The organism is Lysinibacillus sp. OL1, assembly GCF_004332175.1.
Lineage (GTDB): Bacteria > Bacillota > Bacilli > Bacillales_A > Planococcaceae > Lysinibacillus > Lysinibacillus capsici.
On the sequence record NZ_SJDS01000001.1, the window covers coordinates 482,030 to 498,175 of the forward strand.

13 protein-coding genes are annotated in these 16,146 nt (G+C 41.9%); 12 read left to right on the plus strand and 1 reads right to left on the minus strand.

The annotated features are described in order from the left end of the window. Positions 1–103 precede the first annotated feature (103 nt). The 12 genes from EW028_RS02405 (at position 104) to EW028_RS02460 (ending at position 14,462) form a co-directional block, all read left to right on the plus strand. Positions 104–1,990, plus strand: coding sequence for an ABC-F family ATP-binding cassette domain-containing protein (locus EW028_RS02405; protein ID WP_131519779.1), 1,887 nt, complete (start codon positions 104–106; stop codon positions 1,988–1,990). Between the two features lie 12 nt (positions 1,991–2,002). Continuing rightward, on the plus strand, positions 2,003–3,130 hold the full coding sequence (locus EW028_RS02410; RefSeq protein ID WP_131519780.1) for a conserved virulence factor C family protein: 1,128 nt from the start codon (positions 2,003–2,005) through the stop codon (positions 3,128–3,130). Between the two features lie 422 nt (positions 3,131–3,552). Further along, positions 3,553–4,785 (plus strand): M20 family metallopeptidase, encoded by a 1,233-nt coding sequence (locus EW028_RS02415; RefSeq protein WP_131519781.1) that lies wholly within the window; start codon positions 3,553–3,555, stop codon positions 4,783–4,785. Further along, positions 4,782–5,870 carry a tartrate dehydrogenase gene (locus EW028_RS02420; protein ID WP_131519782.1) on the plus strand — a complete coding sequence of 363 codons (1,089 nt, stop codon included), beginning with the start codon at positions 4,782–4,784 and terminating at the stop codon, positions 5,868–5,870. Before EW028_RS02415 ends, EW028_RS02420 begins: the two co-directional genes overlap by 4 nt. A 1-nt stretch (position 5,871) precedes the next feature. After that, positions 5,872–6,618: an SDR family NAD(P)-dependent oxidoreductase gene (locus EW028_RS02425; protein ID WP_131519783.1), complete on the plus strand. Its 747-nt coding sequence runs from the start codon at positions 5,872–5,874 to the stop codon at positions 6,616–6,618. Positions 6,619–6,628: 10 nt separating this feature from the next. Beyond that, positions 6,629–8,083 (plus strand): aldehyde dehydrogenase family protein, encoded by a 1,455-nt coding sequence (locus EW028_RS02430; RefSeq protein WP_048390125.1) that lies wholly within the window; start codon positions 6,629–6,631, stop codon positions 8,081–8,083. 15 nt (positions 8,084–8,098) lie between these two features. After that, the gene (locus tag EW028_RS02435; protein ID WP_004229594.1) at positions 8,099–9,133 is read left to right on the plus strand and encodes an ABC transporter ATP-binding protein; all 1,035 of its coding nucleotides are present in this window, start codon (positions 8,099–8,101) and stop codon (positions 9,131–9,133) included. Further along, positions 9,102–10,115 carry an ABC transporter ATP-binding protein gene (locus EW028_RS02440; protein WP_066037719.1) on the plus strand — a complete coding sequence of 338 codons (1,014 nt, stop codon included), beginning with the start codon at positions 9,102–9,104 and terminating at the stop codon, positions 10,113–10,115. Before EW028_RS02435 ends, EW028_RS02440 begins: the two co-directional genes overlap by 32 nt. 3 nt (positions 10,116–10,118) lie before the next feature. Continuing rightward, complete coding sequence (locus tag EW028_RS02445; protein WP_131519784.1) at positions 10,119–11,090, plus strand: P1 family peptidase; 972 nt, start codon at positions 10,119–10,121, stop codon at positions 11,088–11,090. Positions 11,091–11,107: 17 nt separating this feature from the next. Continuing rightward, positions 11,108–12,664, plus strand: a complete 1,557-nt coding sequence (locus tag EW028_RS02450; protein ID WP_131519785.1) for an ABC transporter substrate-binding protein — start codon at positions 11,108–11,110, stop codon at positions 12,662–12,664. 16 nt (positions 12,665–12,680) lie between these two features. Continuing rightward, complete coding sequence (locus EW028_RS02455; protein WP_131519786.1) at positions 12,681–13,622, plus strand: ABC transporter permease; 942 nt, start codon at positions 12,681–12,683, stop codon at positions 13,620–13,622. 12 nt (positions 13,623–13,634) lie between these two features. Beyond that, a complete protein-coding gene (locus EW028_RS02460; protein ID WP_004229583.1) occupies positions 13,635–14,462 on the plus strand; it encodes an ABC transporter permease in 828 nt (275 codons plus the stop codon). On the opposite strand, the gene EW028_RS02465 is transcribed toward EW028_RS02460, so the two are convergent. Then, positions 14,451–16,088: a PucR family transcriptional regulator gene (locus EW028_RS02465; protein ID WP_131519787.1), complete on the minus strand. Its 1,638-nt coding sequence runs from the start codon at positions 16,086–16,088 to the stop codon at positions 14,451–14,453. The genes EW028_RS02460 and EW028_RS02465 overlap by 12 nt on opposite strands. Positions 16,089–16,146: the final 58 nt, after the last annotated feature.

Here is a 16,146-nt window from a genome sequence, read left to right on the forward strand (position 1 = left end):
CCTGCGGTTTGGTGTTATGATGAATAGTGGATATCAATAATCGTCTACATAAAAATCGTGTGGGCATGAACAATACCTAACATGAAAGAGATGGAATAGTGGAATGAGTCATTTAATTGTACAAAATTTAACCAAAACAGTGGGCGATAAAACGCTTTTTCAAAATATTGAATTTACCATTTATGAGGGAGAGCGGGCAGGCTTAATCGGTATAAATGGAACGGGAAAATCAACCCTGTTATCCATTTTAGCTGGGGACATGGAAGCGGATTCGATGACAGTAGATCGTCCGAATAAATACCGTGTCGCTTATTTACCACAGGAGCCTACATTTCAGGCAGGTGAAACAGTTTTACAAGCTGTCTTTTCAGGCGATTCGCCCATTTTACAGCTGAATCGTCAATATGAGGAAACGGTTGCTGCTCTAGCAAGTAACCCAACATCCGAAAGTTTACAAAAGACGTTATTTAGTCTGCAACAGCGCATGGATGAAGAGCAGGCATGGGATGTCAATGCCCTTGCAAAGACGGCCTTAACAAAGCTTGGGATTGAAACTTTTGAAAAAGAGGTACTAACGCTATCAGGCGGTCAGCAAAAACGTGTTGCATTAGCGAAGGTGTTAATTGAACCAGCGGATCTTTACTTATTAGATGAGCCCACCAACCATTTAGATGTACAGTCTACAGAATGGCTTCAAGAGATGGTCTTACGATTAAAGGGTGCAGTGATTTTCATCACCCACGATCGTTATTTCTTAGATGAATTATCAACACATATTTACGAGTTAGCAAATCAAACCTTGTATCGTCATACAGGGAATTACGGTGATTATTTAGAGGCTAGAGCTATTCGTGAGGAGATGCAAGCTGCTTCTGCACAGAAGGATCGCAATCGTTATCGTTCAGAATTAAAATGGATACGTCGTGGTGCGAAGGCGCGTTCAACTAAGCAAAAGGCTCGTATTCAACGCTTTGAAAAGCTAGAAGAAAACCTAGAACGCAAAACAGAAGATGTTTCCTTGGATATGGGGCTTGCGACAACACGTCTTGGACGTAAAGTGCTGGAGGCTGAGAAAATTTCGAAAGCCTTTGGCCAGCAAAAAATCCTTGAAAACTTCTCATTTCTACTACAGCAAGGTGATCGAATTGGCATTATCGGCGCGAACGGTGTAGGAAAATCAACTTTGTTGAACATGCTAGCAGGAGAGCTGACACCCGATCAAGGTGAAATTCTTGTTGGGTCAACGGTCAAGCTGGCACATTTCAAGCAAACATTGCCGAAAATGAATGAAAATGAGCGCATGATTGAATATATACGTGAGGCTTCAAATGATATTACCGATGCAGAGGGTGTCCGTTACTCAGCTGCTCAAATGCTGGAGCGCTTTTTATTCCCGTTGCATGCTCATGGTACTCCAATTGGAAAATTATCGGGCGGTGAGCGCAAGCGTCTTCATTTATTACGTTTATTGATGGAGCAACCAAACGTCTTATTATTGGACGAGCCAACGAATGATTTAGATATTGAAACATTAGGTGTGCTAGAGGATTTCATCGAGCATTTCCCAGGCGTGGTTATCACGATTTCCCATGATCGTTTCTTCCTCGACCGTATTGCGAAAAAGCTATGGATACTAGATGGTCAGGGACAAGTAGAGGAAACACTGGATTTATACAGTGAGTATCTGGAGAAACGTGAGCAGACAGCTGCTGTCAAAGTAGAAACGCCAAAAGTAGAAAAGCCAAAAACAGAAAAGCCAAAATCAGACAAAAAAAAGCTATCGTTTAAAGAGCAAAAAGAATGGGAAACGATTGCAGACGAGATAGAGAAAACAGAAACTGCTATTATGGAGACCGAAGAAGGAATCGCCAATGCAGGCTCAGATTTTACCAAGCTACAGGAATTAACAGCTAAGTTGGATGAGCTAAATGCACAGTATGAGCATCTAATTGAAAGATGGTCGTATTTAGATGAAATAGTTAACGGATAAGGAGCGATAGACATGAAGATTATTACCATTGAACCGACGCCAAGTCCCAATTCTATGAAGATTGTTGTTGATACAGAGCTACCATTCGGGAAGAGCTATAATTTTACAAAGGATAATAAAGACGAAGCAACAGGTGAGGCAGCTGCTATTTTAGCGATTGAAGGAGTAAAGGGCGTTTACCATGTAGCCGATTTCTTTGCTGTTGAGCGCAATGCCAAATATGCATGGGAAGGCATTCTAGCAAGTATTCGTCAAGTGTTAGGGGAAGATGTCCAAACACAAGAAGAAACGGTTATGGCCAATGAATTTTATGGAGAGGTTTATGTCCATGTACAGTTTTACAAGCAGGTACCTTTACAAGTAAAAGTTTTTGATAACCAACGCGAATATCGTATGAGCTGTGGAGACCGTTTTGTGGATGCTTTTAATCAAATTATTGAGTCAGCAGTAGATGAAAACTATATTTTCCAACGTAAGTGGATTGATTATGGGGTTCGCTACGGTGAGCTGGAGGAAATTGCTGAAACAGTCAAACAGGAGATTGATGTTACTTATTCTGCAGACCGTTTAGCGGAAATTGTTACAGCGATCAATAATGATGGTGAAAAAGCCGCTGTGAAAACGGACAAACTCAAAGTGACAGTAGAGCAATTCAAGCAACCTGAATGGGAGAAACGCTTCCAATTGCTCGATCAAATGGCTGATCCTGAGCTAGACGATCTACCGCTATTAGATTTAGCCTTACAGGATGAACAAATGTCTATCCGTCGACTAGCGACGGTGTACTTAGGCATGATTGAGGATGTGGCAGTTGTCCCTTATTTAGAAAAAGCCCTACAAGATAAAAGTGCAGCAGTACGCCGAACAGCAGGTGACTGCATGAGTGACCTTGGCTTTGTAGAATTTGAAGAAGCCATGCTGCAAGCCTTACAGGACAAAAACAAATTGGTTCGCTGGCGTGCAGCCATGTATTTATATGAGGTCGGCACAGAACAGTCCTTACCAGCATTAAAGGCTGCCGAGGATGACAAAGAATTCGAAGTGAAGCTACAAGTGAAAATGGCCATTGCCCGTATCGAACAAGGCGAAGAAGCAAAAGGCTCGGTTTGGAAGCAAATGACCGAATCCCGTCAACAATAATCAGGAAAAACCAGCAAATGCTGGTTTTTTCTATTTTGTAATGGTTGGCGTTTGCTCTAATAAGTGAATGAGGTTGCTCCTGAATAGTGATAGGTCCTCTCCAAGAAGTGAGCGAACCACTCCAAAGAAGTGGGAACCCGCTCCAAATAAAAGTAATTCCGCTCAAAAAAAGAATTGCCCTCTTCCAAACTAAAAATCTCTAACTACCTCAAAATTCAAAAATAATACTCTCATTCATTCGATAGATTGATCGAAAAACCGTGTAAAACAGAAAAAAATGTATTTTTCTAGTGATTTATTGCTAAACAAAAAGTTAAAGGCGTTCTTTGAATCATTAACATATTGTCTAGTTTCATAGAGAAAGGACAATGTTAAAATAACATAAATTCAGAATATTCTTTAAAAATAGGAGGGTCCTTTGCATGACAGTAACTAGTTTAAAGACAACAAAATCGTATGTGCGAGATCGTGAGACGGTCATCGCCTTAACACAGAAGCTCGTGCGCATTGAAAGCGTTTACCGTGAGAACGATCCGAAGGGCAATGAGCAAGAGGTGGCAACTTTTGTAGCGGCGTATTTACGAGATATTGGCATCGAGACGCATATCGAGGAGGTTGTGCCAGGGCGACCAAATGTCATTGGTATTATTGATTCGGGCAAGCCTGGGAAAACATTACTTTTCGAAGGACATACGGATGTGGTGACAGAGGGCAATCGAGAGGCTTGGGCCTATGATCCATTTGGAGCAGAAATTGTAGATGGGCGTATGTATGGCAGGGGAACGAATGATACAAAAGGGAATCTTGCTTGTATGATTACAGCTTGTCAGTCATTGCTACTAGATCAAGAGGCGTTTACGGGCAAAATTATTTTATGTATTCCATGTGATGAAGAAGGGCTTATGCTAGGCATTAAGCATTTTATTAAAAATGGCTGGGCCGATGGTGTGGATGGTGCGATTATTTGTGAGCCACAGGAAAATAATGTGTGTATTGCACAACGCGGGGCTATTCGTTTACAGGTAGATATTTTCGGTAAAATGGCGCATGGTGCGATTTCGTGGAGTGGCATCAATCCTAACTGGCGTATGGCACGTTTCATCGTAGAGCTTGAAAAGCTGGAAAAAGAGGAGCAAGCACGATTAGGGCGTGATCCAATGCTGAATTGGCCATCTATTACACCAACCATTTTACGAGCGCCTGTGAAGGGAGATGCGCAAATCAATGTCATTCCTGATCACTGTATGACAACACTCGATATTCGTACGGTGCCTGCGCAGGACCATGATGAACTGCTGGGTAAGATTGAAGCGATTATTAAACGATTACAAGCGGATGATCCTGATTTCAAAGTAGAACTGACGGTTCTTGATAACCGACCTGCAACAGCAACAGCAAAGGAAGACCCTGTTGTACAGGCTATTTATGAAGCTGTGGGAGAGGTAACAGAAAAGGAACCAAAATATAACGGTGTTCCAGGCGCGACAGATGGTACGTTTCTTCATGTGCATGGAATTCCGATTGTAACGGTTGGTGCAGGAGATCGAGAAATCCCTCATCAAATCAATGAGTATGTGGATATTGAAGAATTGGCAGAAACAACGGCCATTTACCGTTTAGCAGCATTAAAATTTTTGGCGGGTGATGCACAATGACGGCTATTAAAATAGCAGTAATACCAGGAGATGGCATAGGAAAAGAGGTTATGCAGGAAGCGTTAAAAGTTTTAAATTGTTTGCAAGAACAACATAGCTCCTTACAAATTGAAACAACCATCTTTCCTTGGAGCTCCGATTACTACGTGCAGCATGGCTGTATGATGCCTAATGATGCACTAGCAACACTTCAAACATATGATGCGATTTTATTTGGGGCTATTGGCGATGCTCGTGTGCCCGATGATGTTACTGTTTGGGAATTAATTATGCCCATTCGAAAACATTTTCAGCAATATGTGAATTTCCGTCCTATTAAATCGCTGCCTGGAATAGCGTCGCCCTTAGCTAACGGCAAAGAAATTGACTTTGTGATCTTCCGTGAAAATGCAGAGGGTGAATATTCGGACAGTGGTGGTCGACTGTACCAACAGCAGCCGCAGGAAATGACGATTCAAAATACAATCATGACGCGAATTGGGATTGAAAAAATTGTCCATGCTGCCTGTGATTATGCGAAGCAACATGGTAAAACCAAAATAACAAGTGCGACAAAATCGAATGCCATTATTCATTCGATGAAATTCTGGGACGAGCATACAGGCAAAACGGTGAAGCAAAGTTCACCAGCACTACAGCTCGAATCCATTTATATCGATGCACTCGTCGCCTATTTCGTAGAACGACCACAGAATTTTGAAGTGGTGGTAGCGTCGAATTTGTTTGGCGATATTTTATCCGATTTAGGCTCTGCTATTGTTGGAGGACTTGGTCTATCTCCATCAGCCAACCTGAACCCCGAAAAGGATTTTCCATCGATGTTTGAGCCTGTTCATGGCTCAGCACCAGATATTGCAGGCAAGGGCATTGCCAATCCAATCGCTCAAATTTGGTCGCTTGCCTTACTGCTTGGCCATCAAGGCAGACCAGATTTAGAACAGCTCATTGTTAAAGCCATTACAGCTGTGCTGCAAGAAGGCGTTGTGAAAACAGCAGATATTGGTGGACAAGCGACAACAGCACAAATGGGCGATGCGATTTGTCAGGAAATTATTAATAGAACTTTAACAGCAGGAGGTGTTTAGCATGGCAGTTGAGCAAAAGGTGGTTGTGGTTACTGGTGCAGGAGGCGGTATGGGAAAGGCCATTATTCACGAGCAATTAAAGCTGGGCAATCGAGTTATTGGACTTGATCTATCCATAGATGCCTTATCAGATATTACACAGGATGCCCTTCAATGCTTTGAAGTCAATGTGTTACAGGAGGAACGTGTACAAGACATCTGCCAGCAGGTTTTTGATAAGTATGGCAGAATAGATGGCCTTGTTAATGCACTGGGAATTGCCCAGTCAGCTACACCGATTGAAGAGGTCACTATGGATGAATGGAATCGTTTAATGGATGTTAATGTGAAAAGTTTATTTATCACAACAAAGGCCGTTGTCCCTTTTATGAAAAAACAGCAAAGGGGTTCTATTATTACAATTGCCTCAATTTCAGCAGTGAGACCAAGACCAGGCTTACAGGCTTATATTGCCTCAAAGGGTGCAGCAGAGAGCTTTACGAGAGGATTGGCAATTGAATTAGCATCTAGTCAAATTCGGGTTAATACGATTCATCCAGGACCAGCCGACACACAAATGCTTGGTCAATTTGCCGCACAGGGTGCTGATGTAGAGCAGACGAAGCAGAGTGTCTTTGTGCAATCTGTCCCATTAGGGCGATTGGTGAAGCCAGCAGATATTGCAGGAGCTGTTAGTTATTTACTCTCAGATGCAGCAAGCATGGTCACAGGGACGACATTACATGTAGATGGTGGCCGTGGATTATAGGAGGGGTACAATGAAAAAAATTCCTATGTTGATAGATGGTGAGTGGGTTCACGGTGATGCACAGACATACCTCGATGTTAAGAATCCCTCAACAGGTGAAGTGATTGCACAAATTAGCAACGCGAGTAAAGAACATGTAGAAGAGGCAGTACGTGCAGCCCGTGTAGCCTTTGAACGAGAGGACTGGCGTCAATGGAAAGCCTATGAACGTGGGCAGTTATTGATCGAATTTGCTCATTATATTCGTAAGCATGCAGAGGAATGGAGTTTACTAGAATGTCGGGATGTAGGAAAGCCCTTATCACAGGCAAGAGCAGATATTGAAGCAGCGGCTCGCTATTTTGAATTTTATGGCGGTGCAGCGGATAAGGTAATGGGAGATACAATTCCGATTGAAGATGGACTATTAAATGCAGTAGTGCTAGAGCCAGTGGGCATTACGGTACATATTGTGCCATGGAATTATCCGATTCAAATTACGGCAAGAAGTGTAGCAGCCGCTATAGCAACTGGTAATGCAGTCATTGTGAAAAGTGCGGAGGATACACCGCTAACAACACATGCCATTGCAGAATGGTTCGCCGATAAGTTGCCGAAAGGGATTTTCCAGCATATTACGGGCTTGGGACGAGAAGTTGGTCCTTATTTAACTTCACATCCCGATATTAATCATATTACGTTTACAGGTTCTGTTCCCACAGGAATTGCGGTGATGAAGGCGGCTGCTGAAAATGTTGTGCCTGTGACATTAGAGCTTGGTGGTAAATCTCCTAATATTGTTTTTGCGGATGCTAATATGGAGCAGGCATTAGAGGGAGTCGTACGTGCAATTATTCAAAATGCTGGTCAAACTTGTTCAGCAGGGGCACGTTTACTCATTGAGGAACGTATAAAAGAGTCCTTCATTTCCCGATTAGCCCAAAGGTTCCAAGTGATCCAAGTAGGACCAGGTGAAGCAGATATGGAGATGGGACCGTTACTGAATGAACAACAATATACAAAAATCACTGCATTATTACAGCAAGCAAAGGTAGATGGCTATGTTGTGACAGGTGGGGAACCATTGACATTGGCAGGCTATGAGAACGGCTTTTATGTTCAGCCAACTATACTTGATGGTGTTGATCCAAATGATCCATTAGCTCAGGAGGAAATTTTCGGTCCAGTGTTAACCGTCTTGACATTTTCCACTGTAGAGGAGGCCATCGCATTAGCCAATAGTACGGACTATGGTCTAGTGGCGGGCATTTGGTCACAAAATATCGATACGGCTCACTATGTGGCAAGTCGTGTGCAGGCGGGACAAGTATTTGTCAATAATTATGGGGCTGCTGGAGGCATTCAAATGCCATTTGGAGGCTATAAAAAAAGCGGAATTGGTCGAGAGAAGGGCTTTGTTGCACTGCGAAACTATACGCAAATGAAAAATATCGCTATACGCTATGCACCACCTAATCAACACTGAGATGGAGGGACGCATATGGAACAGCCAAAAGAAAAAGATGTGCTTTTAGAGGTCAATCACTTATCAATTAAATTCCATTTAAAAAATGGCAAAGAGGCAAAAGTTGTGGAAGATGTGAATTTTACGATTCATAAAGGAGAAACCGTTGCACTGGTTGGTGAATCGGGAAGTGGCAAAAGTATTACATCCTTAGCCATTATGCGGCTGCTGCCTATACCTCCAGGAGAAATTACGTCAGGTTCTATCACTTTAAACGGTAAAAATCTACTTACCTATAAAAATAAAGAAATGAGCCGTATACGAGGCAATGAAATTAGTATGATTTTTCAAGAGCCCATGACCTCTTTAGATCCCGTTTTTACGATTGGCAATCAAATGATTGAAGGCATACGAAGACACCAAAAGGTATCGAAAAAAGAGGCATGGAATAAAGCGCTACAGCTTTTAAAAGAAGTCGGGATTGCGAATGCAGAAAAGGTCATCGCTGAATATCCTCACCAACTTTCAGGCGGGATGCGACAACGCGTTATGATTGCCATCGCAATGTCAAATAATCCGCAGCTATTGATTGCGGATGAGCCAACAACTGCACTTGATGTCACGGTTCAGGCACAGATTTTAAAGCTGATGCTAAAAATGAAGGAAGAGCATCGATCAGCCATTTTATTCATTACCCATGATATGAGCGTTGTTGCAGAGACAGCTGACCGCGTTATGGTGATGTATGCGGGACAGATTGTCGAGGAAGCCCCAGTAAGAGAGCTCTTTTTAAATCCACAGCATCCTTATACAACAGCGCTTTTAAAGACGATGCCAAGCCTTGAAACAGATGTCAAAAGGCTACCATCGATTCCTGGTACTGTGCCACCTGCGTATGCATTACCTGACGGCTGTCGCTTTGCGCCACGTTGTCCCCATGCGCTGGCACATTGTCATCAGGAGCAACCTGCTGTTCATCACATTCAGGAGGCACATAAGGTACGCTGTCATTTATTCACGGAGAAAGGAGAGCTGGCTCATGACAGAGAAAGAAGTTTTGCTGGAAATTAATCATTTAAAAGCCTACTTTCCTGTGAAGCGTAAATCGATGAAGGAAGAGAAAAAGGTCATAAAAGCGGTTGATGATATTTCGATTGAGATTTATAGAGGGGAAACACTTGGAATTGTTGGTGAATCAGGCTCAGGAAAATCCACCTTTGGGCGAACAATTTTAAAGCTCGTTGAACCAACAGCAGGAGAAGTGCTATATAAAGGACAACCCATCCAGCATTTAAAGGGGAATAAGCTACAAAGTTACCGTAATCAAATGCAAATGATTTTTCAAGATCCCTTTGCCTCTCTCAATCCTCGAATGCGAATCGGTTCTATAATCGAAGAGCCGATGAAGCTACAATTAACCTTGACGAAGGAGCAACGCAAAGAGCGTGTGAAGGAGCTATTACAAAAGGTAGGGCTACCTGAGGATGCCATGCATAAATTTCCACATGAATTTTCTGGTGGGCAGCGGCAGCGTATTGGAATTGCACGGGCATTAGCGATTCATCCAGAATTCATTATAGCCGATGAGCCCGTTTCAGCATTGGATGTGTCGGTGCAATCACAAGTGCTCAATCTCATGATGGATTTACAGGATGAATTTCAATTAACCTATTTATTTATCTCACATGATTTAAGCGTTGTGAAGCATATTAGTGACCGTGTGGCAGTGCTGTATTTAGGTAGAGTAGTGGAGATTGGGACAAAGAAGGAGCTATATGCCAATCCGTTGCATCCCTATACACAAGCATTACTATCTGCAATACCAGTTGTTAATTTTGATGAGCCTAAGCAAGAAATACTTTTACAGGGCGAGTTACCAAGTCCGATGAATCCACCTGTTGGCTGTGTCTTTCATACACGTTGCCCGCATGTGATGGAAAGATGCCATCAGGAGAGACCGAAGCTTCACAATGAAAATGATCATCAACGAGTAGCCTGTTTTTTATATGATAAAAAATCAGAAAATTATAATTATTTAAAAAGTGAGGTGTGAAGAATGTTTGGCAATATAACGGATGTGCCAGGTGTTAAGGTAGGACATCGCGAGAACAAGGAGGGCATCACGGGCTGTACGGTGCTAGTAGTGGAAAACGGAGCAGTTTGTGGAGTGGATGTTCGAGGCTCTGCACCAGGTACTCGTGAAACAGATGCGTTAGATCCCATCAATGAAATTGACCGAGTTCATGCTATTTGTTTAGCTGGGGGTAGTGCGTTTGGGTTAGATGCTGCTACAGGCGTCATGCAATTTTTAGAGGAGCAAGGGATTGGGGTAGATGCAGGAGTAGCAAAAATACCGATTGTACCAAGTGCTGTACTCTTTGACTTGTTTATCGGTGATCCACATGCACGACCTACAGCACTAATGGGCTATGAAGCGGCACAAGCGGCACAAGTTGGCTCATTTCCAAATGGCAATGTAGGCGCAGGCTACGGAGCAACTGTAGGCAAATTAGCTGGTCCAGAATTTGCTATGAAGGGTGGACTTGGTAGTGCTTCCTATGCGGGAAAAGATGGTCTTGTAGCAGGTGCTATCGTGGCTGTCAATGCAGTTGGAGATGTCAAGGACCCTACAACGAGGAAAATTTTAGCTGGAGCAAGAGATACGCATTCTGGTCAATGGGTGGATTGCTGTGCCTATTTAGAGCAACATGCGCAATCAGAGGCTTTAGCGGGTACAAATACAACCATTGGTGTTGTGGCAATGAATGCCAAGCTAACGAAGGCTGAGGCTAAAAAGATTGCGCAGCTTACGCAAAATGCCTTAGCACGCACGATTTATCCTGTTCATACGATGCTGGATGGCGATACGATTTTTGTGCTTGGTACAGGGAATCAATCCTATGCACTTGATTATTTAGGCCAACTAGCGACAAAGGTGATGGAGGAAGCAATTCTGGCTGGCATTAAAGCCGCTGAACGATTGGCGGATGTTGAGAGTTATACAAGCATTCAAAAGACAAGCACTTAGAAAAAGGGGGAACAGCCATGCAGTGGAAAAAAAGCGGATTAATACTACTAACAGTGTTAATGGCAATCGTTATGGCAGCGTGTTCAAGTGATGGAGAGAAAACGACGACTACTTCAGGTACTACAGATGGTCAAGCGGCAACAGATGCTCCACAGGAAATTGTTGTACGTGTGAATGATGATCCAGATTTTTTAGATCCACATAAAGCGACAGCGTCCATTTCTTATCAAATGATTCTAAATATCTTTGAGGGGCTAATGGCTCCTGAAACGGATGGCTCCTTAAAGGAGGGACTTGCTGAAAGCTATGAAATTTCTGAGGACGGCTTAACCTATACGTTTAAAATTCGCCAAGGTGTGAAGTTTCATAATGGTGATGATTTAACGATGGAGGATATTCAATATTCCTTTGACCGTTTAATGGGGAAAAATGGTGGGGAAAAAATGTCCAATAGCTTTGATAATGTAGCATCTACAGAGGCGCCTGATGCAAGTACATTTGTGATTAAGCTAAAAGAGCCAAATTCAAATTTCTTGTATTCATTAACAGGCAGACAATCAGCTATTATTCCAAAGAGCAATGATGGGAAGCATAATGAAAATCCAATTGGTACAGGTCCATTTGCCTTTGTGAAATATGCACCAGGTACAAATTTAGAGCTTAAGAAAAATGAACAGTATTGGCAAGAAGGATTACCTTATTTGAATAAAGTAACCTTTGCCTTCCAATCAGATGATCAGGCAGCCATTATGAGCTTAATGGCAAACGAAGTTGATTTAACGAGTGTTCCTTGGCACCGTGTGAGCGAGGTAGAGGGAAGCTATAATTTATCACACCAAAATAATAACTCTTCTCTTATTGTTACATTTAACGAAACAAAGGCACCATTTGACAATGTGAAGGTTCGTCAAGCAATCAATTACGCCATTAGTAAAGCCGATATTATTGACTCTGTGTTTGCAGGCTATGCTGTGCCACTTGGCTCTAATATGAGTCCAGCGATGGGCGATTTCCAAAAGAAGGGCTTAGAAAGCATGTATGAGCGAGATGTGGAAAAAGCGAAGGCGTTATTAGCAGAAGCAGGATATCCGGATGGCTTTAAAACAAAAATTACAGTGTCTTCACACAATGATATTTACTCAAATATTGCCCAAATTGTCGTAGCTAATCTACAAGAGATCGGAATTGATGTAGAAATTGAAGTAGTGGAATGGGGAATTTGGCTAGATCGCGTTTACTTTGGTCGTGACTATGCAATGACAACGATTGACTTAACAGGTCGTGCATCTGCTTTTGAAGTGTTGAATGATTACATTTCTACAAACGATAGTGAAAACTTCTTCTTATTTAAAAATGAAGAATACGACAAAATTATGGCTGATGTTTTAAAGGAAACCGACCAAGCCAAGCAAATAGCGTACTATCATCGTGCACAGGAAATATTAGCTGAGCAGGCAACAGCAGTGTATATTGCGGATTATCAAATCGTTTGGGGATCTGACAAACAGGTGACGGGGCTCAAGAGCTATCCATTCTGGTTCCACGATATGTCAGAGGTCAAGTTTTCAAACTAGAAAGGGATGAGTGCTTATGATGTATATCCTACGTCGAATCATCCTGTTAATAACAACCATCCTTCTAGTATCCATTATTACATTTGGTGTTTTTCAAATTTTACCTGGTGATCCAGTTCGCACAATGCTAGGAACAGAGGCGGATCCCACTCAAATTGAAAATTTACGATCTGAGCTTGGCTTGGATCGTCCTCTTTATGAACAATATATGGATTGGATGAAGGGCTTATTGACAGGGCAATTAGGGAATTCCATTCGATTTTCCATGCCAGTAAAAGAATTACTATTTGATCGACTTCCTGTCACCATGTCATTAGCAGGACTCACCCTTATCATTGTCTTAATCATCTCATTACCTTTAGGGATGTTTGCAGCAAGAAGACAAAATAAATTAAGTGATGTGTCATTATCGACTGTAACCCAGATCGGTATGGCAGTGCCTTCCTTTTGGTTAGGGATGATGCTTATTCTTTACATTGGCCTACAGTTCAGCTTCTTTAAAATAAGTGGCTATATACCTTGGACACAAAGTGTAGCAGGGGCGCTCAGTACCCTAATACTTCCTGCCTTAACGATTGCGATTCCCCAAATTGCGGTGAATTTTCGTTATGTTCGTACAGCCATTTTGGAGCAGGTCCAGCTCGATTATGTCCGTACGATACGCAGTAAAGGGATGTCTGAACAAAATGTAATGTATAAGCATGTTTTGAAAAATTCCATGATTCCGATATTGACGGTTTTTGGGTTGATTATGGCGGAGGTTGTGGCAGGAACGATTATTGTGGAGCAGGTGTTTTCATTGCCAGGGATTGGTCAGTTATTGATTACGGCTATCAGTAATCGTGATTTTCCACTCGTACAAGGGATCGTAATGTATATTACAGTAGCTGTCGTCATGATTAATTTTATCGTGGATGTTTTATATTCTGTGTTGGACCCTAGAATTCGATTACGTTAAGAGGTGACTACCATGAAACAATTACAGCGCTATACTAAAAAAATCAATTTAGTCATTGGTCTCCTCGTCATTGTTGGCTTTCTGCTCGTCATGATTGTTAGCTTTTTTTATACACCCCATGATGTCAACGCGATGAATATACCTGAAAAATTGCGTGGTCCAGGTGGTGCCTATATGTTTGGAACAGATGAATTTGGGCGAGATATTTTTAGTCGCATTATGAAGGGGACACAAACAGCCTTTGCGGTGGGTCTATTAACGGTTGCGATTGGAACGATATTTGGTATTCTCATAGGCGGAATTGCAGGCTATGTTGGTGGCTGGGTCGATGAAATATTTATGCGTACGATGGACGCTTTAATGGCCTTTCCAGGAATCATCTTAGCATTAATGCTTGTAGCAGTATTCGGCCCAGGAATAACGAATACAGCGATAGCGCTGGGGATTATCGCGATACCTGCTATTGCGAGGATTGCCCGCAGTGGCTTTGTGCAACAACGTGACTCGGAATATGTGCTGGCAGCGAAATTAATTGGTGTTAAGCCTTATAGCATCATGTTTCGTCATATTTTGCCAAACATTTCGTCGCAAATTATTGTGGCAGCAACCGTGACTTTTGCGACAGCAATGTTAGCCGAGGCAGCACTGAGCTATTTAGGGCTTGGGGTACAGCCACCAAACCCTAGCTGGGGTAGAATGTTAAAAGATTCACAAGCCTATTTAATCGGTGCCCCTTGGTATACGTATGCCCCTGGAGGAGCCATTACGATTCTTGTTTTAGGCTTATATATGCTCAGTAATGCTTTACGAGATTTTATGGACCCGCGTTCAAAATCGTAATAGATCAGGTGCTGTCTTTTGCAACAGTTCATATGCCTTAACAGCCATCTCAATATTGAGGCGATGGGGAGCTTGTAAAAAATCAGCACCTAGTATACTTTCTAAGCGTTCTATTCGTTTGTAAAGTGTTTGACGGACAATAAACAGCTGTTCTGCAGTATCATTTTTAGCTCCATTACAGGACAGATAAACAGCTAATGTTTGAAATAAATCATGGCTACTTTTTTGGTCTAATACTAAAATTTCCTGTAAATAATCTTTTACAAATTGTAAGAGAGCTGTTTGATCCTGCTGTAATAACAATCGATAAACACCTAAATCCTTATAATAGATGGAGCTCGTCAATTGATGATGCTGCATTTGGATGGCTGATTTGGCTTCCTTATAGCCCAGATGAACACTTTCGATCGTTTGATAGACATTGCTAATACCATAGCTAAGGGTAAGTTGCTCAAAAAATTGTGCTGCTTTTCTTGCAATGATTTGTGAAATGGCTTGATCAAAAGCGTCGCGATTGTCTTTCATATAATCTGCGGCAATGAAAAAGGCTAAAATAATTATCTCGTGCTGTCTTACTGAAACAGTAGGGAAAAAGCCAAGCTTTTTCAGAATCGAACGAACATACATGGCATTTTGTAGCTGGATTTCCTGCCATTCTTCTTCAGGCACAGTATTGGCTTCATCATGTAGATTGAACACGATGACTCGGTAAAATAAATTACGACTTTCGATTGGTAAATAGCTTTGGTAGTATTGAATATCTACTGGCTGACCTTGAATTAAGGCTAGTATGAATTCATCTTCCCGGCTTTGCTGTCGCTCCTGAAGCATGCGGTTACGCATTAAAATATGGGCAATCGACATAGTTGCTCGTTCAAGATTTAACAAGGTGTAATCACTCTGCTTTGGCAGTTCAGAATGCATACATAAATAGCCCCACACTTGTCCAAGTCCATTAACAGGAATAATGACAAAATGGTCTTTACCCAAGGATAGAAGGTGCAAGGGCTCTTGTAGTTCTAACTGCTGACAATGCTCCTCCATGACACGTAAATATTTTTTAGCCTCCATAGGATAATAAAAGCTTTTTGTATCTTCTGAAACAAATAGAAAGGGAGCATTTGTATCTTGATGGAGCACTTGTAATATTTTTAAAATACCATTTGGCATTAATGATAATTCCATAAACGTTTTGGATAGTGTATCTAGCTGTGTAAGTGCCTGCTGGTGTTGATTAATTATGTACGTGTGCAAATCTTGCGTAATATCAATAAATCGTACAATTTCCTCAAAGATGATGATAGGGAAATGATGGGCATTTGCCATGGCAATCAATTCTACGGGAACATGGTCAAAATAGTCGCCAATTTCTATACAAAGACCAGCTGCCTCATTACGAATAAGGTTTTGTAAGTAGGCTATTTGTGTTTCTCGTTCTAGCTGTAAACCGACACCCGTGGTTAAAATTAATTCACCACCATTGATTAAGGTTTCAAAATCTTTAATTTCTAATATATGTGTCCACAATACTTGGCGATCTAGGCCGTGCTGCCCTGCAATAAGCTTCGCCGATTCAAAATGCTTGCGCTTGAGGACATCACGTACGAGTAGAGGATGTTTCGACATCAATTAGCACCTGCCCTTCGAATGTACAATGTCTATTTCATTATGTTAGAGAAATCAG

Coding starts and splice junctions, on each gene's coding strand:
- EW028_RS02445 (WP_131519784.1), top strand. CDS start 10,119: ATGTTTGGCAATATAACGGATGTGCCAGGTGTTAAGGTAGGACATCGC.
- EW028_RS02460 (WP_004229583.1), top strand. CDS start 13,635: ATGAAACAATTACAGCGCTATACTAAAAAAATCAATTTAGTCATTGGT.
- EW028_RS02425 (WP_131519783.1), top strand. CDS start 5,872: ATGGCAGTTGAGCAAAAGGTGGTTGTGGTTACTGGTGCAGGAGGCGGT.
- EW028_RS02465 (WP_131519787.1), bottom strand. CDS start 16,088: ATGTCGAAACATCCTCTACTCGTACGTGATGTCCTCAAGCGCAAGCAT.
- EW028_RS02415 (WP_131519781.1), top strand. CDS start 3,553: ATGACAGTAACTAGTTTAAAGACAACAAAATCGTATGTGCGAGATCGT.
- EW028_RS02430 (WP_048390125.1), top strand. CDS start 6,629: ATGAAAAAAATTCCTATGTTGATAGATGGTGAGTGGGTTCACGGTGAT.
- EW028_RS02450 (WP_131519785.1), top strand. CDS start 11,108: ATGCAGTGGAAAAAAAGCGGATTAATACTACTAACAGTGTTAATGGCA.
- EW028_RS02435 (WP_004229594.1), top strand. CDS start 8,099: ATGGAACAGCCAAAAGAAAAAGATGTGCTTTTAGAGGTCAATCACTTA.
- EW028_RS02405 (WP_131519779.1), top strand. CDS start 104: ATGAGTCATTTAATTGTACAAAATTTAACCAAAACAGTGGGCGATAAA.
- EW028_RS02455 (WP_131519786.1), top strand. CDS start 12,681: ATGATGTATATCCTACGTCGAATCATCCTGTTAATAACAACCATCCTT.
- EW028_RS02440 (WP_066037719.1), top strand. CDS start 9,102: ATGACAGAGAAAGAAGTTTTGCTGGAAATTAATCATTTAAAAGCCTAC.
- EW028_RS02420 (WP_131519782.1), top strand. CDS start 4,782: ATGACGGCTATTAAAATAGCAGTAATACCAGGAGATGGCATAGGAAAA.
- EW028_RS02410 (WP_131519780.1), top strand. CDS start 2,003: ATGAAGATTATTACCATTGAACCGACGCCAAGTCCCAATTCTATGAAG.